The 20,482-nt window shown below is 58.9% G+C and carries 22 protein-coding genes; 14 read left to right on the forward strand and 8 right to left on the reverse strand.

Annotation, left to right across the window (positions count from 1 at the left end; translation table 11 throughout):
* The first annotated feature begins 19 nt into the window (after positions 1-19).
* The 7 genes from TSA66_RS07805 (at position 20) to TSA66_RS07835 (ending at position 7,434) form a co-directional block, all read left to right on the forward strand.
* Positions 20-1,144, forward strand: a complete 1,125-nt coding sequence (locus tag TSA66_RS07805) for a DegT/DnrJ/EryC1/StrS family aminotransferase (RefSeq protein ID WP_040039641.1) — start codon at positions 20-22, stop codon at positions 1,142-1,144.
* Positions 1,145-1,156: 12 nt separating this feature from the next.
* The gene (locus TSA66_RS07810) at positions 1,157-2,116 is read left to right on the forward strand and encodes a glycosyltransferase (protein ID WP_040039642.1); all 960 of its coding nucleotides are present in this window, start codon (positions 1,157-1,159) and stop codon (positions 2,114-2,116) included.
* Positions 2,116-3,021 (forward strand): formyltransferase, encoded by a 906-nt coding sequence (locus tag TSA66_RS07815; RefSeq protein ID WP_040039643.1) that lies wholly within the window; start codon positions 2,116-2,118, stop codon positions 3,019-3,021. The genes TSA66_RS07810 and TSA66_RS07815 overlap by 1 nt, the downstream gene beginning before the upstream one ends.
* 30 nt (positions 3,022-3,051) lie before the next feature.
* Positions 3,052-4,107 carry a bifunctional UDP-4-keto-pentose/UDP-xylose synthase gene (locus tag TSA66_RS07820; protein WP_040039644.1) on the forward strand — a complete coding sequence of 352 codons (1,056 nt, stop codon included), beginning with the start codon at positions 3,052-3,054 and terminating at the stop codon, positions 4,105-4,107.
* Entirely contained in the window at positions 4,108-5,058 is a 951-nt protein-coding gene (locus tag TSA66_RS07825) for a polysaccharide deacetylase family protein (RefSeq protein ID WP_040039645.1), read from the forward strand.
* Between the two features lie 28 nt (positions 5,059-5,086).
* Complete coding sequence (locus TSA66_RS07830; RefSeq protein WP_198358741.1) at positions 5,087-5,575, forward strand: peroxiredoxin; 489 nt, start codon at positions 5,087-5,089, stop codon at positions 5,573-5,575.
* Positions 5,576-5,778: 203 nt separating this feature from the next.
* Positions 5,779-7,434: a PhoH family protein gene (locus tag TSA66_RS07835; protein WP_198358743.1), complete on the forward strand. Its 1,656-nt coding sequence runs from the start codon at positions 5,779-5,781 to the stop codon at positions 7,432-7,434.
* 65 nt (positions 7,435-7,499) lie between these two features.
* On the opposite strand, the gene TSA66_RS07840 is transcribed toward TSA66_RS07835, so the two are convergent.
* The 3 genes from TSA66_RS07840 to TSA66_RS07850 form a co-directional block, all read right to left on the reverse strand.
* A complete protein-coding gene (locus tag TSA66_RS07840) occupies positions 7,500-8,507 on the reverse strand; it encodes an inorganic phosphate transporter (RefSeq protein ID WP_040039647.1) in 1,008 nt (335 codons plus the stop codon).
* A 33-nt stretch (positions 8,508-8,540) separates the two neighbouring features.
* Positions 8,541-9,167 (reverse strand): DUF47 domain-containing protein, encoded by a 627-nt coding sequence (locus TSA66_RS07845; protein WP_040039648.1) that lies wholly within the window; start codon positions 9,165-9,167, stop codon positions 8,541-8,543.
* Between the two features lie 115 nt (positions 9,168-9,282).
* The gene (locus TSA66_RS07850; RefSeq protein ID WP_198358745.1) at positions 9,283-10,707 is read right to left on the reverse strand and encodes a replicative DNA helicase; all 1,425 of its coding nucleotides are present in this window, start codon (positions 10,705-10,707) and stop codon (positions 9,283-9,285) included.
* A 260-nt stretch (positions 10,708-10,967) separates the two neighbouring features.
* Between TSA66_RS07850 and TSA66_RS07855 the strand changes: the two genes are divergently transcribed.
* The 4 genes from TSA66_RS07855 to TSA66_RS07870 are packed head-to-tail and all read left to right on the forward strand — an operon-like array spanning position 10,968 to position 15,638.
* On the forward strand, positions 10,968-11,327 hold the full coding sequence (locus TSA66_RS07855) for a MarR family winged helix-turn-helix transcriptional regulator (protein WP_052452177.1): 360 nt from the start codon (positions 10,968-10,970) through the stop codon (positions 11,325-11,327).
* A gap of 30 nt (positions 11,328-11,357) precedes the next feature.
* Positions 11,358-12,842 (forward strand): efflux transporter outer membrane subunit, encoded by a 1,485-nt coding sequence (locus TSA66_RS07860; protein WP_052452178.1) that lies wholly within the window; start codon positions 11,358-11,360, stop codon positions 12,840-12,842.
* 42 nt (positions 12,843-12,884) lie between these two features.
* The gene (locus tag TSA66_RS07865) at positions 12,885-14,060 is read left to right on the forward strand and encodes an HlyD family secretion protein (protein ID WP_040039651.1); all 1,176 of its coding nucleotides are present in this window, start codon (positions 12,885-12,887) and stop codon (positions 14,058-14,060) included.
* Positions 14,061-14,069: 9 nt separating this feature from the next.
* The gene (locus TSA66_RS07870) at positions 14,070-15,638 is read left to right on the forward strand and encodes a DHA2 family efflux MFS transporter permease subunit (protein ID WP_040039652.1); all 1,569 of its coding nucleotides are present in this window, start codon (positions 14,070-14,072) and stop codon (positions 15,636-15,638) included.
* Between the two features lie 69 nt (positions 15,639-15,707).
* Here TSA66_RS07870 and rplI read toward each other — a convergent pair whose 3' ends face one another.
* The 4 genes from rplI to rpsF are packed head-to-tail and all read right to left on the reverse strand — an operon-like array spanning position 15,708 to position 17,176.
* The gene (rplI, locus tag TSA66_RS07875) at positions 15,708-16,160 is read right to left on the reverse strand and encodes a 50S ribosomal protein L9 (RefSeq protein WP_040039653.1); all 453 of its coding nucleotides are present in this window, start codon (positions 16,158-16,160) and stop codon (positions 15,708-15,710) included.
* Between the two features lie 27 nt (positions 16,161-16,187).
* Complete coding sequence (gene rpsR, locus TSA66_RS07880; RefSeq protein WP_007882558.1) at positions 16,188-16,472, reverse strand: 30S ribosomal protein S18; 285 nt, start codon at positions 16,470-16,472, stop codon at positions 16,188-16,190.
* Between the two features lie 15 nt (positions 16,473-16,487).
* On the reverse strand, positions 16,488-16,790 hold the full coding sequence (gene priB, locus TSA66_RS07885; protein WP_040039654.1) for a primosomal replication protein N: 303 nt from the start codon (positions 16,788-16,790) through the stop codon (positions 16,488-16,490).
* 17 nt (positions 16,791-16,807) lie between these two features.
* A complete protein-coding gene (rpsF, locus tag TSA66_RS07890; RefSeq protein WP_040039655.1) occupies positions 16,808-17,176 on the reverse strand; it encodes a 30S ribosomal protein S6 in 369 nt (122 codons plus the stop codon).
* 249 nt (positions 17,177-17,425) lie between these two features.
* On the opposite strand from rpsF, the gene lexA reads away from it, so the two are divergent.
* A complete protein-coding gene (gene lexA, locus TSA66_RS07895; protein ID WP_040039656.1) occupies positions 17,426-18,091 on the forward strand; it encodes a transcriptional repressor LexA in 666 nt (221 codons plus the stop codon).
* A 55-nt stretch (positions 18,092-18,146) separates the two neighbouring features.
* Here the strand turns inward: lexA and TSA66_RS07900 are convergent, their stop codons facing one another.
* Positions 18,147-18,914, reverse strand: coding sequence for an RNA methyltransferase (locus TSA66_RS07900; protein WP_040039657.1), 768 nt, complete (start codon positions 18,912-18,914; stop codon positions 18,147-18,149).
* A 109-nt stretch (positions 18,915-19,023) separates the two neighbouring features.
* On the opposite strand from TSA66_RS07900, the gene TSA66_RS07905 reads away from it, so the two are divergent.
* Both TSA66_RS07905 and TSA66_RS07910 read left to right on the forward strand, forming a co-directional pair.
* A complete protein-coding gene (locus TSA66_RS07905) occupies positions 19,024-19,818 on the forward strand; it encodes an inositol monophosphatase family protein (protein ID WP_040039658.1) in 795 nt (264 codons plus the stop codon).
* Between the two features lie 456 nt (positions 19,819-20,274).
* Complete coding sequence (locus TSA66_RS07910) at positions 20,275-20,451, forward strand: hypothetical protein (protein ID WP_157691541.1); 177 nt, start codon at positions 20,275-20,277, stop codon at positions 20,449-20,451.
* Positions 20,452-20,482: the final 31 nt, after the last annotated feature.

The following is a 20,482-nucleotide window of genomic DNA, read 5'->3' on the forward strand; positions in this document are numbered from 1 at the left end:
AACTTTTTCATCATTCATCATGAGCGAATCCTTCCTGCCTTTCTCCCGCCCCACCATTGATGAAGCATCGATTGCCTCGGTCGCCGACGTACTTCGTTCCGGCTGGATCACCAGCGGCCCCAAGGTGCAAGCCTTCGAAGCAAAACTGTCGGAGTATTTCGGCGGGCGCCCCGTGCGCACGTTCAACTCCGGCACCTGCACCATGGAGATCGCGTTGCGCATTGCCGGAATCGGGCCGGGCGACGAAGTTATTACCACGCCGATTTCCTGGGTCGCAACGGCGAATGTCATCATCGAAGTCGGCGCGACCCCGGTGTTTGCCGATATCGACCCGGTGACCCGCAATATCGACCTCGACAAGCTCGAAGCTGCCATCACGCCGCGTACCAAGGCTGTCATTCCGGTCTACCTCGCGGGAAAGCCGGTCGACATGGATCGCCTGTACGAAATTGCAAGAAAACACAAGCTGCGCGTGATCGAGGACGCCGCGCAAGCTCTGGGCTCGTCGTGGCAAGGCAAGCCGATCGGTGCATTTGGCGATTTTGTATCGTTCAGCTTCCAGGCCAACAAGAACATCACCACGGCGGAAGGCGGCTGCCTGGTGCTCAACAATGCCGACGAAGCCAAGCTGGCAGAAAAATATCGACTGCAGGGTGTCACGCGCAGCGGACTCGACGGCATCGAAGTGGACGTGTTGGGCGGCAAATTCAACATGACCGACATTAATGCGGCGATCGGCCTTGGGCAATTCGCGCATCTCGCTGAAATCACGGCAAAGCGCCGCGCGCTGGCCAAACATTATTTCGCCTGCTTCGGTGTGGATTTCGAAGAAAAATTCGGCGCCCAGCTACCGGTGGCCGACTTCGAAGACACTAACTGGCATCTGTTTCAGCTGGTGCTACCGGAGCGCATCACGCGCGCCGACTTCATGGCAAAGATGTTGGAAAAGAACATTGGTGTCGGCTACCACTACGCGCCGATCCATCTGTTCAAACTCTACCGCGAGCGCGGCTTTAAAGAAGGGATGTTCCCGGTGGCCGAGCGTGTTGGACGCCAGATCGTCACGCTGCCGATGTTCTTTGCGCTCACAGAAACCGATGTCGAACGCACGGTCGGCGCGGTAAAATCCGTCCTTCAACAATAAGACCAGCGATTGATGAAACCAGAATTATCCGTCGTCATTCCCGTTTATAACGAAGAAGCCGGCCTGGCTAAGCTATTTGCGCGCCTGTATCCCGCGCTCGACAAGCTCGGCCTTCCATACGAGGTCGTGTTCGTCAACGATGGCAGCCGCGACAGTTCCGCCGCCATTCTCGCCGACCAGTTTCGCGCGCGCCCGGACGTGACGCGTGTCGTGCTGTTCAACGGGAATTACGGCCAGCACATGGCGATCCTCGCCGGCTTCAAGGCGACCCGCGGCGAAATCGTCGTCACGCTTGACGCCGACCTGCAGAACCCGCCGGAGGAAATCGGCAACCTGATCGCGAAGATGCGCGAGGGTTACGATTATGTCGGTTCGATCCGCCGCGAGCGCCAGGATTCTGCATGGCGCACCCACGCCTCCAAGGCGATGAACCGGCTGCGCGAGAACATCACGCATATCAAGATGACTGACCAGGGCAACATGCTGCGCGCCTACGGCCGCAATGTGATCGACCTGGTTAACCAGTGCAATGAAGTCAACACTTTCATTCCGGCGCTCGCCTACACCTTCTCCCGCAAGCCGACCGAAATCGTGGTCGAGCATGAGGAACGCGCGGCGGGCGAGTCCAAGTATTCGCTCTACAGCTTGATCCGACTGAACTTCGATCTGGTCACCGGCTTCTCGCTGATGCCGCTGCAGTTCTTCTCGATCCTCGGCATTGGCCTGTCGTTCGTATCGGCCGCTCTGTTCGTCGTGCTGCTGCTGCGCCGCTTTCTGTTCGGCTCCGAAGTCGAAGGCGTATTCACGCTGTTTGCAATCGCCTTCTTCCTGATGGGCGTGATCCTGTTCGGCATCGGCCTGGTCGGCGAATATGTCGGCCGCATCTACCAGCAGGTGCGCGGGCGTCCCCGTTTCGTGGTGCAGGCGATCCTGGAACAGAGTGCAGATACCACGATGAAGGAATTGCAGTAATGCGCGCCGTCGTTTTCGCCTATCACAATGTCGGCGTACGTTGCCTGAAGGTGCTGTTGGCACGCGGCGTCGACGTCGCGCTGGTCGTCACCCACCAGGACAATCCGTCGGAGACGATCTGGTTCGAATCGGTCGCCGCACTTTGCCGGGAAAAGGGCATTCGATTCGTAACGCCGGACGACCCCAAATCCGCCGAACTGTTTAAGCAGGTGCAAGCGGTTCAGCCGGATTTCATCTTCAGCTTTTACTACCGTCACATGCTGCCGGTCGAGCTGCTGGCGCTGGCAAAGCACGGCGCCTACAACATGCACGGCTCCCTGCTGCCGAAATATCGCGGCCGCGTGCCCGTCAATTGGGCGGTGCTGCACGGTGAAACGGAAACCGGTGCGACGCTGCATGAAATGGCTGCCAAACCGGATGCCGGCGCCATCGTCGCTCAGGCATCGGTCCCGATCCTTCCCGACGACACCGCGTATGAAGTATTCGGAAAAGTGACGGTAGCAGCCGAGCAAGCCTTATGGAATGCCTTGCCGGCAATGCTGGCTGGCCAAACTCCGAAATTGCCCAACGACTTGTCAAAAGGAAGTTATTTCGGCGGACGCAAGCCGGAAGACGGCCGCATCGATTGGTCGCAGCCGGCGCAGGCGGTCTACAACCTGCATCGCGCCGTCGCCCCGCCCTATCCGGGTGCATGGACCACCTTGGGCGATAGGACTTTCATTATTGTCAAGGCGCGCCTTGCCGATCAGGCAAAACCCGATTTGCAGCAAGGCTTGGCAGTAGTGGATAATTGCATATTTGGCGTCTGTGGCGATGGCCGCGCGCTTTTGATTCACGAGCTCATGGCGGACGGCAAGACGGTCTCGCCGCAAGAGTTACAACAATTCCTGTCGTCCCGTTCGTAAGACGGAGCGGCGGCTCAACAAGACACTCCTATGAAAAAAGTACTCATCCTCGGCGTCAACGGTTTCATCGGCCACCACCTGTCCAAGCGCATCCTCGAAACCACTGACTGGCACGTGTTCGGCATGGACATGATGACGGATCGCATCACCGACATCCTGGAAAACGAGGCGTACAAGAGCCGCATGCACTTCTTCGAAGGCGACATCACGATTAACAAGGAATGGGTCGAGTACCACGTCAAGAAATGTGACGTGATCCTGCCGCTGGTCGCGATTGCCACGCCGTCCACCTACGTGAAGCAGCCGCTGCGCGTGTTCGAACTCGACTTCGAAGCGAACCTGCCGATCGTGCGCTCCGCCGCCAAGTACGGCAAGCACCTGGTATTCCCGTCCACCTCCGAAGTCTACGGCATGTGCCACGACGAGGAATTCGATCCGGAAGAATCCGAGCTGATCTGCGGCCCGATCAACAAGCCGCGCTGGATCTATTCTTGCGCGAAACAGCTGATGGATCGTGTGATCTGGGGCTACGGCATGCAGGACAACCTGAACTTCACGCTGTTCCGCCCGTTTAACTGGATCGGCGCCGGTCTCGACTCGATCCACACGCCGAAGGAAGGCAGCTCGCGCGTCGTGACCCAGTTCTTCGGCCATATCGTTCGTGGCGAGAACATTTCGCTGGTTGACGGAGGCCAGCAGAAGCGCGCGTTCACCTATATCGATGACGGCATCGATGCCCTGATGCGCATCATCGCCAATGAAGGCGGCATTGCCAGCGGCAAGATCTACAACATCGGCAATCCGACCAACAATTATTCGATCCGCGAACTGGCCGACATGATGCTGAAACTCGCGGCCCAATATCCGGAGTACGCCGAGTCCGCCAAGAAGGTCAAGCTGATTGAAACCACCTCCGCCGCCTACTACGGTAAAGGCTACCAGGACGTGCAGAACCGCGTACCGAAGATCACCAACACCTGCGACGAGTTGAATTGGAAACCGACCACGTCGATGGAAGACACGCTGCGCAATATCTTCGACGCGTACCGTGGCCAAGTCGGCGAAGCCAAGGCGCTGATGGACTAAATGCCGGTTCTTGCCCTTAAAATCGACGTCGATACCTATCGCGGCACCCGGGAAGGCGCACTGAATCTGGTGCACCTCCTGCAAAAACACCAGGCCAACGCTACCTTCCTGTACTCGCTCGGGCCCGACCACACTGGTTGGGCCTTGCGGCGTGCTTTCCGCCCCGGCTTCTTCCAGAAAGTCTCGCGCACGTCGGTGGTCGAGCATTACGGCCTCAAGACGCTGATGTACGGCGTGCTGCTGCCCGCGCCCGACATTGGCAAGACATGCACCCAGCAGATGCGGGCGGCGCAAGCAGCCGGATTCGAGTGCGGCATCCACACCTGGGATCATGTCGTCTGGCAAGACAACGTTCGTCGGCGCGACGCGGCATGGACCAAAAAGCAGCTTCAACAATCGTTCGACCGCTTCCGCGAGATTTTCGGCCAGGCACCCAAGACCCACGGCGCCGCCGGCTGGCAGATGAACGAGCACGCCTTCGCCCAGCTCGATGCCTTCGGCTTTGCCTATGCATCGGACGGACGCTGCATGTTGACCGAGCGCGGCGAGCTGGCCAATCCCAGCGCGGGCCCGCATCGCCTGCAGGCCTTCGGCAAGACGTTGTCTTGCATACAATTGCCGACCACGCTGCCGACGCTGGACGAACTGCTCGGCCGCACACTCGACAGCGTTGTCATCGACGAGTCAAATATTGCGCGTACGATCCTCAAGCTCACCGCATCGCCGCGCGATCATGTCTTCACGCTGCATGCCGAACTTGAAGGGCAAAAGCTCGCCCCCATCTTTGAACAATTGCTGGAAGGATGGAAGGCGCAGGGTTACGATCTGGTCTCGATGGCGGATTACTACCAGAAGGTGAAAAACGACGCCTTGCCGACTTATCCGGTCAGCTGGGGAGAATTGCCCGGCCGATCGGGCGAACTGATTGTCCAGCCATCGTCAAGCCAATAACCAATCGTTGCCACAAGCGACAATAACTATGGAGAGTAGCGTGGACGACACCCCATCCGCACTGAATCTGGCCGTGCCGGAATTTTCCGCCGCAATGACTGGCGAAAAGACTTTCAAGCTGTCCGACTACAAGGGAAAGACCGTAGTGTTGTATTTTTACCCCAAGGACAACACTCCCGGCTGCACGACTGAAGGCATGCAATTCCGCGATCTTCACCCGCAATTCCAAGCAGCCAATACCGAAATTTTCGGCATCAGTCGCGACAGCATCCGCTCCCACGAAGGGTTCAAGGCGAAACTGGCGATGCCGTTCGACTTGATTTCCGATCCGGATGAAACTGTCTGTAACTTGTTCAACGTAATGAAAATAAAAGCTATGTATGGCAAGAAAGTGCGCGGCGTTGAACGCAGCACATTTGTGATTGACGGCAGCGGGAAATTGGTGAAAGAATGGCGTGGAGTCAAGGTGCCTGGGCACGTTGATGAAGTTCTGGAATTCGTCAAAACGCTCGCTTAATCGCGTCAAACGCAGAACACATTGAATTTAAAAGAATTTTCTTGCAGAAAGCCGTTTGCGGAAGAGGCGCCGAGCCTCCCCCCAAACGGCTTTTTTGCTTTCCAAACAGCTCACTCGACCAGTTTTCACCCCACCCTGCATCCTGCACGGCGCTGTTTGAATCTCATCGCAGTCAGTTCAACCCACTTTAGATTGAGGTCCTGATGCCACTACCTAAATTACCGACCAAACCCGCAGAACTGCTCTCCCCCGCAGACTATCCGAAGGCAGAGAAAGGCAAATCGGTAAAACCTTTGATGACGTTGGTGGAATCAATTCCGCATACGACCGAAACTGCTCCGAAGGCACGCGCCAAAACAACCGAGAAAGCACCGGCCGCGAAGCGCTCCACGAAGCCGAAAGACGTGGAAACCACGATCAAGTCCAACGTCAGCCGCACTGCCGACAAGCTGGGTGTCACCAAGATTTTCGTGCTCGACACGAATGTGCTGATGCACGATCCGACCTCGTTGTTCCGCTTCGAGGAGCACGACGTCTACCTGCCGATGATGACGCTCGAAGAGCTGGACAACCACAAGAAAGGCATGTCCGAAGTCGCCCGCAACGCGCGCCAGGTCTCGCGCTCGCTCGACGCGCTGGTCGCCGGCGTGGAAGAGAATGCAATCGAGGATGGCATTCCGCTATCCAAGCTGGGCAACAAGGACGCGAAGGGTCGCCTGTTCTTCCAGACCAAGCTGCAGACGGTGACATTGCCCGAAGGGCTGCCGATCGGCAAAGCCGACAACCAGATTCTCGGCGTGGTGCGCGCACTGGAAACGCAATACCCGGACCGCCCGATCGTACTGGTGTCCAAAGACATCAACATGCGCATCAAGGCGCGTGCGATGGGATTGCCGGCAGAAGAGTACTTCAATGACCATGTGCTGGAAGACACCGACCTGCTCTATTCCGGCATCCTGCAGCTCCCGGACGATTTCTGGAACAAGCATGGCAAGGGCATGGAATCGTGGCAGGAAAACAAGCACGGCACCGGCTACACGTTCTATCGCCTGACGGGGCCCAGCGTCGCCTCTTTCCTGGTCAACCAGTTCGTCTACCTGGAGCCGAAGACCGGAGAGGCGCCGCTCTACGGGCAGGTCAGGCAGATCAACGGCAAGACCTCGGTGATCCAGACACTGCGCGACTACACCCATGGCAAGAACAGCGTGTGGGGCATCACGGCACGCAACCGCGAGCAAAATTTCGCGCTCAACCTGCTGATGAACCCGGAATGCGATTTCGTCACCCTGCTCGGCCAGGCCGGCACCGGCAAGACCCTGCTCGCGCTGGCGGCAGGCCTGGCGCAAGTGCTGGAAACCAAGCTCTACAATGAAATCATCGTCACCCGCGTGACGGTGCCGGTCGGCGAAGACATCGGCTTCTTGCCCGGCACGGAGGAAGAAAAGATGTCGCCCTGGATGGGGGCGTTCGACGACAACCTGGAAGTGCTCAACAAGTCGGACAGCGATGCCGGAGAATGGGGGCGCGCAGCGACGCAGGACCTGATCCGCTCACGCATCAAGATCAAGTCGCTCAACTTCATGCGCGGCCGCACCTTCGTCAACAAGTTCCTGATCATCGACGAAGCGCAGAACCTGACGCCCAAGCAGATGAAGACCCTGGTCACACGCGCCGGTCCCGGTACAAAGATCGTGTGCCTGGGCAACATCGCGCAGATCGACACGCCGTACCTGACCGAAGGTTCGAGTGGCCTGACCTACGTGGTGGACCGCTTCAAGGGCTGGGCCCACAGCGGCCATGTGACGCTGGCGCGCGGCGAACGCTCGCGCCTGGCCGATCATGCCAGCGACGTGCTGTAAGACTCCTGGCCGACGCCAACAAAAAAGCCCGCACTGCGGGCTTTTTTGTTTATGGCGATTCCTGATTAAAGAATCTTGGTGCCGATCCACCATGCGATCGCCGCGACAAAGGCCGATGCCGGAATCGTCAGGATCCAGGCCCACACGATGTTGCCCGCAACGCCCCAGCGCACGGCCGACATCTTGCGCGCCGAGCCGACGCCGACGATGGCGCCGGTGATGGTATGCGTGGTCGACACCGGAATACCGAGCGCGGACGCCAGGAACAAGGTGATCGCCCCGCCTGTTTCGGCGCAAAATCCGCCGACGGGCTTCAGCTTGGTGATCTTCTGTCCCATGGTCTTGACGATGCGCCAGCCGCCGAACAGAGTGCCCAGGCCAATCGCGGTATAGCAGCAGATGATAACCCACCACGGCAGCGGATCCTGTGCGCTTGTGTAACCGGCAGCGATCAGCAGCATCCAGATGATGCCCATGGTTTTTTGCGCGTCGTTACCGCCGTGCCCCAGACTGTACATGGACGCCGAAACCAGTTGCATGCGGCGGAACCACTTGTCGATGCGCCGCGGCGTGGAACGCACGAAGAGCCACGACACCAGCACCATCATGATCGATCCGAACACGAAGCCGAGCAGCGGCGACAGCACGATGAACGAAATGGTCTTGATCAGGCCGGCCGAGATCAGCGATCCGGTGCCCGCTTTCGCCACGGCTGCACCGACCAGGCCGCCGATCAGCGCATGGGACGACGACGACGGGATGCCGTAGTACCAGGTCAGGACATTCCAGAAAATCGCCCCTACCAGCGCGCCAAACACGACGTAATGGTCGACGATCGCCGGATCCACCGTTCCCTTGCCTACCGTGGACGCCACCTTCAGCTGGAAGAAGAAGACCGCGATCACGTTGAACACTGCCGCCATTGCCACTGCAGTCTGCGGCTTGAGCACGCCTGTCGACACCACCGTCGCAATCGCATTGGCCGCGTCGTGAAAGCCGTTCATGAAGTCGAACAGCAGCGCCAATGCAATCAGGAAGGCGAGAACATAAATACTGATTTGAAGGGTGTGCATGAGATTATTGTTCTAGTCCGTCGGAATACTGCACTAAGCGTTTTCGACAATGATGCCTTCGATGATGTTGGCCACATCCTCGCAACGGTCAGTGACTGTTTCCAGAATTTCGTAAATCGCCTTCAGCTTGATCAGGTTGCGCACATCCGGTTCGTCGCGAAACAGCTTGGACATGGCGGCACGCATGACGTGGTCGGCATCCGATTCGAAACGGTCGATCTCTTCGCACAGAGCCAGGATCTGCTGCGAGTTATCCATGTTGTGCAGCAGCCCGACCGCAGCCTTGACCTTTTCCGTGCTGGCCAGGCATAACTCCGCCAGGCGTTTTGCTTCCGGCGTCACTGCCTTGATGTCGTACAGCGAGATGGTCTGTGCGGCATCTTCCAGCAGGTCGAGAATGTCGTCCATGCGCGTGATCAGCTGGTGAATGTCGTCGCGGTCGAGCGGCGTGATGAACGTTTTGTGCAGCAGTTCCAACGTGCCGTGAGTAACCTTGTCCGCCTGTTTTTCGATGCTTTCAATCGCATGCACACGATTTTCCAGGTCGTCGAAGTTGGTCATCACGCTAACCATTTCCTTCGCGCCCTTTACGCACAGGTCGGCATGCTGAACAAATAGTTCAAAAAATTTGCCCTCGCTGGGCATCAGTCGTCCAAACATAGTTCACTCTCTTAAGGTTAAAGCGTTAATTCGTCGTAACCGCGGGTTTGACCGTGCTGCCGCCTGACGCCCGCCGGGCCTTCCCAAGCATCAAGGCGCACTCTGCGCACCTTGGTTATTCGCTGTCAAAGATCGCGTTACCGCCGGTGTAGTTATCGAACTTCGTGTACTCACCATGGAAGGTCAGGCGCACGGCGCCAATCGGACCGTTACGCTGTTTACCGATGATGATTTCCGCAGTGCCCCGATCCGGAGAATCCGGGTTGTAAACCTGATCGCGGTAAATGAACATGATCACGTCGGCGTCCTGCTCGATGGCGCCGGATTCGCGCAAATCGGACATCACCGGGCGCTTGTTGGGGCGTTGCTCCAGCGAGCGGTTCAGCTGCGACAGGGCAATGAGGGGGCAATGCAGTTCCTTCGCCAAGCCTTTCAGACTTCGCGAAATTTCCGAGATCTCGGTCGCACGATTTTCACCGCCGCCGTTACCGGACATGAGCTGCAGGTAGTCGACGATGATCAGGCCGAGCTTGCCGCACTGACGCGAGAGGCGGCGGGCGCGCGCGCGCAACTCGACCGGGCTCAGCGCCGGTGTTTCATCAATATAGAGCTGGGCATCGTTCATCTTCTGGATCGCATGCGTCAGGCGCGGCCAATCCTCGTCGTTGAGCTTGCCGACGCGCAAACGGCTCTGATCCAGCCGCCCGACCGAACCGAGCATACGCATCGCCAGCTGCGCGCCGCCCATTTCCATCGAAAACACGGCAACCGGCAGTCCGGCATCGATTGCCACGTTTTCGCCAATATTGAGTGAGAAGGCAGTTTTACCCATCGATGGGCGGCCGGCGACAATGATCAGGTCGCCCGGCTGCAGCCCGGAAGTCATCCGGTCGAGATCGATAAAGCCAGTCGGCACGCCGGTAATGTCGTTCTGGTTGTCGCGGTTGTACAGCTCGTCGATACGCTCGACGACCTGCGTCAGGAGCGGCTGGATTCCCACCCAGCCGGAGGTGCCGCGCGAGCCCTCTTCCGCGATCGCAAAGATTTTCGATTCCGCCTCATCCAGAATCTGCTTGATTTCCTTACCTTGGGGATTGAGTGCGTTTGTCGCGATCTCGTCGGAAACTGTAATAAGTTTGCGCAGCACGCCGCGGTCGCGCACGATTTCCGCATAACGGCGGATGTTGGCAGCGGACGGCGTGTTCTGCGCCAGCGCGTTCAGGTAAGCCAGCCCGCCGACTTCCTCGGCCTTGCCGCTGATGCTGAGCGCCTCGAACACCGTGATGACGTCGGCCGGCTTGGTGGCATTGACCAGCTTGACGATGTGCTGAAAGATGATGCGATGGTCGTAACGATAAAAGTCGTCTTCATGGATGAAGTCCGCGATCCGATCCCATGCGCCATTATCCAGAAGCAAGCCACCGATGACCGATTGCTCTGCTTCAATGGAATGGGGAGGGACGCGGAGGGCGTCCAGTTGGGGATCGCTTTTGCGATCGTCCTTGCGATCGAAGTTGCGATCGGTGGTGCGTGTATTCATGGCGCGCATTATACCTGCTCGCCCAAAGCCGCAACACGCGGCATTCCGGAATATTCCGCTTGCTATCGTGCAATATTTTTCATATTTCCAACTTACTGACGCGATACTAACTGCCTTGACACTTACTGCCTAGGCAGCTATATTTCACGCTAATTGCTTCTATCCAGCGTGATGCCATGTCCGAACCATACAGCCTGAAAAATTACCAGCCCTGCGAAAGCATTGGTTTCCTGCTTAAACGTGCCGGTAGTCAACTTGCAATGACCGTTGACCGGGGGCTGGCCCCGTTCGATATGACACATGCGCAACTCGGCATCTTCCTGAAGTTGTTGCACGGTCAAGCCAAGACCGCCGCCGATTTGGCGCGCGAACTCATGGCTGATACCGGTGCCATGACGCGCATGCTCGACCGTCTGGAAGAAAAGGGCTTCATCCAGCGCATCCGCAGCAGCGCCGACCGGCGCGTGATTGAGGTGTCCCTGACCACCAAAGGGCAACAGCTCGGCGACCAGATGACGCAGGTCGTGGTCGACACCTTGAACCACCATTTACGCGGCTTCACGGAAACGGAAGTGGACCAGTTCAAGGATTTCCTGCGGCGCATGATCGGCAATGCCTGATTTCACCAATTCCAGTAAAACAAAGACAACATGACCCCTGCCCCCTCCTCGCTCAGGCACCGGATTGCCCGGCGTCACCTGCAAACGCTGTCTATCGCGTCCGCCGCCGCGCTGCTGGCGGCCTGCGCCGGCTTTCATCCAGTCGAACAAAACGCCAAGCAAATCGATGCCGTTTCATTCGCGCAGCCGAGCGCCATCGGTCAAGCTGTCGCCACATGGCCGACGGATGAATGGTGGCTCGCCTACCAAGACATGCAACTGAATCAATTGATGCAGCATGCGCTGGAAAACAGCCCGACGCTCGCCGCCGCCCAGGCCCGCATCGCGCGCGCGCAGGCATCGGCCAACCTCAGCCGCGCCGCAGAGCTGCCCCAGGTCGGCGTCGGCATCGACGCCAGCTACGGCCGGCAGTCGGAAAATTACCTGATCCCGCACCCGCCGCTCGGCCCCGCCGGACAATACATCAGCCAGGGACAGGCCGCGGTCAATTTCGGTTACGAGCTCGACGTCTGGGGCAAGAACGCGGCGTTGATCCGTGCCGCTGACGCCCAGGTGAAAGCGGCAAGTTTCGACCGCGATGCCGCCCGCCTGGCGCTCACCACCTCGATTGCCCGCGCCTATGCCCAGCTGGCTGCGCAATTCGAGATGCGGGATGTTCTCGATGCCACCCAGCAGCAACGGCGGGACATCCACAAGCTGATCGACCAGCGCGTGGCCAACGGTCTCGATACGAAGGTGGAAGTCAAGCAGGCGGAAACCAACGAAGCTGCGCTGCGCATCGAGCAAGAGCAGCTTGCCACCGCAATCAAGGTCACGCGCCTGCAGCTCGCCGTGCTCGCCGGCGACATGCCATCCGCTGCCGAGTCGATCAAGCGTCCGACAATGTACGGCGCTTCCTTCACGGTGCCGGCCAACCTGCCGCTCGACCTGCTGGGACGCCGGCCGGAACTGGCCGCGCAGCGCGCCCGCATTGCTGCGGCGATCGGCGACAAGGAAGCAGCCAGGGCACAGTTTTATCCGAACATTAACCTGAACGCGCTGATCGGCTTCCAGGCCATCGGGCTTGGCCAATTGTTCAATGCGGGCAGCCAGATCAGCAGCGTCGGGCCGGCGGTCCGGCTACCGCTCTTCGACGGCGGTCGCCTGCAGGCGAACTATGCGGCCAAAGCCAGCGACATCGACGCCGCCGTTGCGCAATACAACCAGTCGGTGCTGAGCGCCGCGCAGGACGTGGCGGAACAGCTGACGCGCGCCGCCGACCTTGCACGCGAAGAAGCGGCGACGCGCGAAGCCTTGGCCGCCGCCGAGGAAGCGCACCGGCTCGCCACCTTGCGCTACAAGGGCGGGCTATCGCCCTACCTGACCGTATTGACCGTCGAAACCCAGTTGCTGGCGCAACGCCGTGCGCTGGCCAGCCTGAAGGCGCGGCGTGACGACTTGCAGATCGCGCTGATACGCGCACTGGGTGGCGGCTTCGCCGAGACAAGCGCGGCACAAGCGCTCGCTCAGCACTGAGGCGCACAGCCAGTTCAAACATATACCAATCCAGGAAAAATCATGAGTGCAGCACCAATCGCATCGACGAACCAGGCCGCCCCATCTGGCGCGCCCAAGCGCAAGAAAATCCTTCTGACCATCGGCGCCGTGTTCGCGGCCGCCGCCGTCGGCTCCGGACTGTACTGGGCGCTCGTATCGCGCTACATCGAAGACACCGACAACGCTTACGTCCAGGGCAATGTCGTGCAGATCACGCCGCAGATCGCGGCCACGGTCGCGAAGATCTATGCGGACGACACCAGCATGGTCAAGGCCGGGCAGCCGCTTGTGGCGCTCGACACGGCGGATGCCGACGTCGCACTGGCGCAGGCCGAAGCGCAATTAGCCCAGACGGTGCGCGAGGTGCGCACGCTGTATGCAGCACAAGCGCAGGCCAGCGCCAACCTCGCCATGCGCGAGACAGAGCTGGCAAGAGCAAAGGATGATCTGGCGCGTCGCAAGGCGCTCGCGGGTTCCGGCGCCGTGTCGTCCGAGGAAATCCGGCATGCGGAAAGCGCCGTTTCCTCCGCCCAGGCCACGCTCGCCGCGGCAAAAGAGCAGCTCGCATCGGGCCGCGCTCTTACCGAGGGCACCAGCGTTGCCAATCACCCTAACGTGCAGCGCGCAGCGGCCCGCGTCCAGGAAGTGCTGCTGATGAAGTCACGATCCACGCTGTATGCACCGGTCGGAGGCGAAATCGCCAAGCGCAGCGTGCAGGTCGGACAACGCGTGACGCCAGGCGCGCCCCTGATGGCGATCGTGCCGCTCGATCAGTTGTGGGTCGACGCCAACTTCAAGGAATCGCAGCTGCGCGAGATGCGGGTCGGCCAGCCGGTGAAGCTGATCGCCGACATCTACGGCAGCAAGGTCGAATATGCCGGCAAGGTCGAAGGTCTTGGCGCCGGCACTGGATCGGCATTTGCCTTGCTGCCAGCGCAGAACGCGACCGGCAACTGGATCAAGGTAGTACAGCGCGTGCCGGTACGGATTGCACTCGATCCGAAGCAGCTGGCCGAGCATCCCTTGCGCGTCGGGTTGTCGATGCACGTCGAGGTCGACCTGCACGACCAGCAAGGCGTGCGCGTCGGCGAGGCCGCCGGCAACGCGAAGGCGCTGACTGCATCGGCCTCCGCCAATCCGATCGATGCCGCCGCGAAGGCGCGCATCGACACGATCATCGCAGCCAATCTGAAATAAGGACGCCGGATGCAATCGGAAGCGAACAACAACGCACCGCCCGCAGCCCCGCCGGCGCTGCAACCATTAAAAGGGCCGGCGCTCGTCCTGCTGACCTTTGCGGCGGCCTTGTCGACGTTCATGGAAATCCTGGACATCACCATCGCCAATGTATCGATCCCGACGATTGCCGGCGCCCTCGGCGTATCGACCAACCAGGGTACATGGATCATCAGCGCCTATTCGGTCGCGGCCGCCATTGCCGTGCCGCTGACCGGTTGGCTGGCGCGCCGTGTCGGCGAGGTGAAGCTGTTCGTGATATCGGTCCTCGCGTTTACGCTGATGTCGGCGCTGGCCGCGTTCTCGGTCAACCTGCCGATGCTGGTCGTGTTCCGCTTGCTGCAGGGCCTGGTGTCGGGGCCGATGGTGCCGCTGTCGCAAACCCTGCTGGTGCGGAACTTCCCGCCCGAAAAGCGCGGCGCGGCGATGGGGCTGTGGGCGATGACGGTGATTCTCGCGCCGATTGCCGGCCCGCTGCTTGGCGGCTATATCAGCGACAACTACCACTGGTCGTGGATTTTCCTGATCAATATCCCGATCGGCCTGTTCGGCGGCATCACCATCTGGACGCTGATGCGCAAGCGTGAATCGGCCACCGTGAAAATGCCGCTCGATGTCATTGGCCTGCTGCTGCTGGTGGTCGGCGTCGGCAGCCTGCAGCTGATGCTGGAAATCGGCAAGGACTACGACTGGTTCGCATCCCCCTTCATCGTAACCCTCGGCATTATCGCGGTCGTGGCGCTGACGTTCTTCATCGCCTGGGTGCTCACCTCGGATCATCCGATTGTCGAACTGCAGCTATTTAGGGACAAGAACTTCCGCTACGGCGTGATTCTGCTGTCGGTCGGCTTCATGACCTACTTCGGCTCGGTCGTGATCTTCCCGCTCTGGCTGCAGCTGGTGATGGGGTACACCTCGGCACAAGCCGGAGCAGCGATGGCGCCAATCGGAATTTTCACGCTGATCCTGTCTCCCATCATCGGCAAGAACATCGCCAAGCTCAATCTGCGCGCGCTGGCGACCTTCGCCTTTATCGTGATGGGCGCGGTGTCGCTATGGAATACACAGATGTCGCTCGACGTCGGGTTCTGGGATATCGTCAATCCGCGACTGGTGCAAGGCATCGGTATGGCCTGCTTCTTCCTTCCGGTGCAATCGCTGATGCTGTCCAACATCACGCCAGACCACATGGCGGGCGCATCCGGGCTGTCCAACTTCCTGCGCACGCTGGGCGCCGCCATGGGCACCGCGATCAGCGTGACGATGTGGGAACACCTGGCGACCGCTCACCATTCGCGGCTGGTGGAAAACGTTTCACGCTTTTCTCCTGCCAGCAATGAGTACCTCGGGATTCTGCAGGCTGGCGGACTGTCGCTCGAGCAGGCGTTTGCTGTCGTCGAACGCACCATCAACGCGCAAAGCTACATGCTGGCGACTGATGACTTCTTCCTGTATTGCTCGGTGGGGTTCTTCGCGCTGACGAGCCTGGTGTGGCTGACCAAGCCGAAGAAAGGCGCGGCTGCCGCAGTCGGGCATTGACGCCGCATAAAAGCAGCGCATAAAAAAAGCCGGCTTTGAAAGCCGGCTTTTTATTGACGACGATTTTGCTTACGCTTGCTCGCCCAGCACGGAAACGGTGATCTCCGTGACGACGTCGGTGTGCAGTGCAACCGAAATCGGATGGTCGCCGACGGTCTTCAGCGGGCCTTGCGGCATGCGGATCTGCGCCTTCTCGACCGGGAAGCCTTGCTTGGTCACGGCAGCGGCGATGTCGGCGTTGGTTACGGAACCGAACAGACGGCCATCGACGCCAGCCTTTTGCGCGATCTGAACGGTCATACCGCTCAGTTTTTCGCCTTGGGCTTGTGCTGCGGCCAGCTTCTCGGCTGCTGCCTTTTCCAGCTCGGCACGCTTGGCTTCGAATTCGGCAACAGCGGTTTGCGTTGCGCGGCGGGCCTTGCGCTGCGGGATCAGGAAGTTACGTGCGTAGCCGTCCTTGACCTTCACCACATCGCCGAGGTTGCCGAGATTGACGACTTTTTCCAACAGAATGACTTGCATGTTTTTCTCCTATTTCTCAGTCATCAATCAGGCGTTGTGCAGATCGGTGTACGGCAGCAGCGCGAGGTAGCGTGCGCGCTTGATCGCGGTATCGACCTGGCGCTGATAGTGCGCCTTGGTGCCGGTCAGGCGTGCCGGCATGATCTTGCCGTTTTCCTGGACGAAGTCCTTCAGGGTATCGACGTCCTTGTAGTCCACTTGCTCAACGCCGGCGGCGGTGAAGCGGCAGAATTTCTTGCGCTTGAACAGCGGGTTTTGCTGTTGGCGCTTTTGCTTGAGTTTGCTCTTATCGAATTTTTTACCGAATGCCATGTTTGGCTCCTGTATCTATTGATCTGGTGTATATACCTCGAAATCCGCGATGTGGAAGACGAGGCCTTTGCTGTTTCGATTCTTGCGTGCCAGGAATCCGGTGAAGCGATATGCCACTCCCAGTTCCGCCCGATTGACTCTTCCGGAAATTTCGCCAGCGGCGATCGCAGCGACTTCCAATTCAATCTGGCGTTTGATGCCTGCCTCAATTTGCTCCGACCGGTGCGATAACGTCGCCGACACGATCGGGATGCCTGCCGGCGTATATCGCAATGCGTCGCGCTCGGCAATAACGGCGACCAACTGAAGCTGATTCACGCTCCCGGTTAGCGCAATTACGATGCAGCAGCCTCGCTACGCTGGCTCTTGGCAGCGTCTTCCTTCTGAACCGCCTTCATCATCGGCGACGGTGCAGTCTCGGCCTTCTTCATCTTCACGGTGAGATGGCGCAGCACGGCATCGTTGAACTTGAAGCCGGTTTCGATTTCAGCCAGGGTTTCGTTGTCGCACTCGATGTTCATGCAAACATAGTGTGCCTTCGCGAGCTTCTGGATCATGTAAGCCATCTGGCGACGGCCCCAGTCTTCGACGCGATGGATCTTGCCGTTGCGGGCGGTCACGATGCCCTTGTAGCGCTCGATCATTGCGGGCACTTGCTCGCTCTGATCCGGATGGACAATAAATACGATTTCATAATGACGCATGTAATCTCCTTATGGACGGATTAAACAATCGCCCACCCCGGCGTCAAGACAGGTGTGGGAAGAGGAAAGCCGAAGATAATAACCCGAAAACAATGAAAACTCAATGCTTTCAAGCGCTTACGTCTTCAAGAGATTTTCGTCCTGCCAGCTGTTACAAATTAATGGCGTGAGTGCTTGCATTCACCCAAAACCTGTATAAAAATACAGTCTGTTTTTATGAACAGCGTTTACCAACGCTCAGGTGCTGCCATGATCAAACTTACCGCCCGTCAAGAGCAAATTCTGAATCTGATCAGGGAAGCGATCGAAAACACCGGATTCCCCCCGACCCGGGCCGAAATCGCCGCTGAATTGGGATTTCGCTCGGCAAATGCAGCCGAGGAACACTTACAGGCGTTGGCCCGCAAGGGAGCGATCGAAATCTCGCCCGGTACCTCGCGCGGCATTCGTCTGCGTGACTTGAACACTGACAGCGGGCTAGGTCGCTCCAGCGCAAGACAGATGGCACTGCCCCACCTCGCGCTGATGCAGCTGAGCCTGCCGCTGGTCGGCCGTGTCGCCGCAGGCTCGCCCATCCTTGCGCAGGAACATATCGAAGCCACGTACAGCGTCGATCCATCACTCTTTTCCTCCAAGCCCGATTACCTGCTGAAAGTGCGAGGCCTGTCGATGCGCGATGCCGGCATCATGGACGGCGACTTGTTGGCAGTGAAAAAGGTGGACAGCGCAAAGAATGGCCAAATCGTGGTCGCCCGGCTGGGCGACGACGTCACAGTGAAGCGCTACAAGAAATCTGGTTCGGTCATCGAACTCCTGCCCGAAAATCCGGATTTCAAGCCGATTCGCGTCGATTCCAGCCAGGAGGATTTTGCACTGGAAGGATTGGCGGTCGGCTTGTTGCGGGCATGGGGCTAAGACGTTGCATATTGAATAGCGCCATCTTGGCGCGCAATCCCGCGCGCCTTGCCCCCTAGCTTGCCTTGGGCGGCACTTTCCGCAAAATCTGGCGCGCAATGCCCCGCAAAATATTGACTTCCTCGGTTTCCAGCTGGGTTCGGGAAAACAGGCGCTTCAGTCTGGGCATTAATTTCTTTGGATTGTCGGGGTCAAGGAACTCGACCGCAACCAGCGCTTCTTCAAGGTGCTGATACATCCCTTCGATCTGCGCTATTCCGGCTGCCTCTCCCTGAAACCCGACATTCGTCGCCGGCGGCGCGTCTCCGATGGCCGCCTGGCGCATTTCATATGCCAGCACCTGCACGGCCTGCGCCAGGTTTAACGATGAATAGTCGGGATTGGCCGAAATATTGATCAGGACATTGCACTTTTCAACAATTTCGTTAGGCAAGCCATACCGCTCATTACCGAATACCAAGGCGGCGGACAGGCCGGCATCAACCGCCAGTTGTCCGGCCAGCGAGCGCGGCGTAACCACGGGCGGCGAAAATTCCCTCGGCCGGGCGCTCAATGCTGCGGCAAAATTGCAGCCCTCCAGCGCCTCGCCGATGGACCCGACGATCTTCGCATTCGCCAGAATATCCTGCGCACCGCTGGCGAACGCGATCGCTTCCTCCTGCCGGGGTGCATCCGGGAATCGTGGATTGACCAGCACAAGGCGCGAAAATCCCATGGTTTTCATGGCGCGAGCGACCGATCCGATATTGCCTGGACGGCTAGTTTCCACCAGCACGAAGCGCAGGCGGTCGAAAAGAGGAGTACTGGTTTGTTGCTGGTTCATTTAAAATAGCGGCATTGCGCGGCAATCGAATAACTATCCGATATTGCCGCATCGCTCATTAATTCATTTGTGGTCCGAACACCGGAACCGCAATTTTAACGGAACCTCTATGCATCCCATGCTGAATACGGCGGTGAAAGCCGCACGCCGCGCAGCCGCGGTCATTAATCGCGCCTCGTTCGACATTGACCGTGTCAAGGTCACGGAAAAAGGACACAACGATTTCGTCACCGAAGTCGACAAAGCCGCCGAAATGGCGATCATCGAGGTTCTGAAAAACGCCTATCCCGATCACGCGATCCTGGCAGAAGAATCGGGAGCCTCGGCCAATCTGCACGACGAAAACGAAAACGTCTGGATCATCGATCCGATCGACGGCACCACCAATTTCATCCACGGTTTTCCTCAGTACTGCGTATCGATCGCGCTCCAACAGCGCGGCCAGATCACGCAAGCAGTGGTCTACGACCCAACCCGCAACGACCTGTTTACGGCAACCAAGGGCGCAGGCGCCTACCTGAATGAAAAACGCATTCGCGTCAGCCGCCGCGACCGAATGGCAGACGCACTCATCGGCACCGGTTTTCCGTTCCGCGATACGAGCCATCTGGACGAATACATGAAGATGTTCCGCATCATGACGGAACGCTGCGAAGGCTTGCGCCGCCCGGGAGCCGCCGCGCTCGATCTGGCCTATGTGGCCGCCGGCCGGCTCGACGGCTTCTTCGAAAAAGGCCTGCAGCCCTGGGACGTGGCAGCCGGTTCGCTGCTGATCACGGAAGCCGGCGGCATCGTCGGTAACTTCTCGGGCGAATCCGATTATCTGTATAAGGGCGATGTCATCGCCGGCACGCCGAAGATTTTTGCCCAGATGATCGCGCAGCTGTCGCCATTCGCAAAGTAACGCGCCGCCGTTCCACGGCGGGACCGACTTCCCGCCCGCCCCGTCCCTCGCACGTCACCGGCCGCGCTAACGCCCAGCGCAGTTTCCTGGCCAGCCCCATCGTCTTTGACCGCATCCGCCATTAAAATGGCGGATTGCATTCACGCTCGCGCGTCGCATGCCCGTCAGACAGAAAGATAGGAATGGATTTGAAGCCCGCTGCACAACTCGACAAAGACGCCACCCCCGCACGACTGGAAGAAATACTGGCCAAGCATACGCCGATGATGCAGCAGGGTATTTCCCCTATGAGAACATAGGATCACTTTTTAAAAGTTACGCCAAAAACCACGCTAAAACTAACTCCTTGCAGGCAATGCGTAACGAAATATTAGAGACTTTTTGGACTGGCACTCGTCTGGATAAAATAACCAGATGAATACCCTACCCGTCATTAAGCAAGCATGTTTGGATGCCATGGAAGAATCGGAGGACAACGCCCCGGCATGGCGTGCGGCTTACGTGTCGATCGTTAATCCGCTTTCCGTGCTGGAAATGGCTGAGATCATCGAGGCCATGCTTGCCGAGCTGGAAACGCACCACGACGCCGGCCCGCTGATCGACAACATCAAAGCGAGGCTTGGCATCGCATAGCTTCGATACATATACTGTATACAAATACAGC

This window comes from Noviherbaspirillum autotrophicum (genome assembly GCF_000818395.1).
GTDB lineage: Bacteria > Pseudomonadota > Gammaproteobacteria > Burkholderiales > Burkholderiaceae_D > Noviherbaspirillum > Noviherbaspirillum autotrophicum.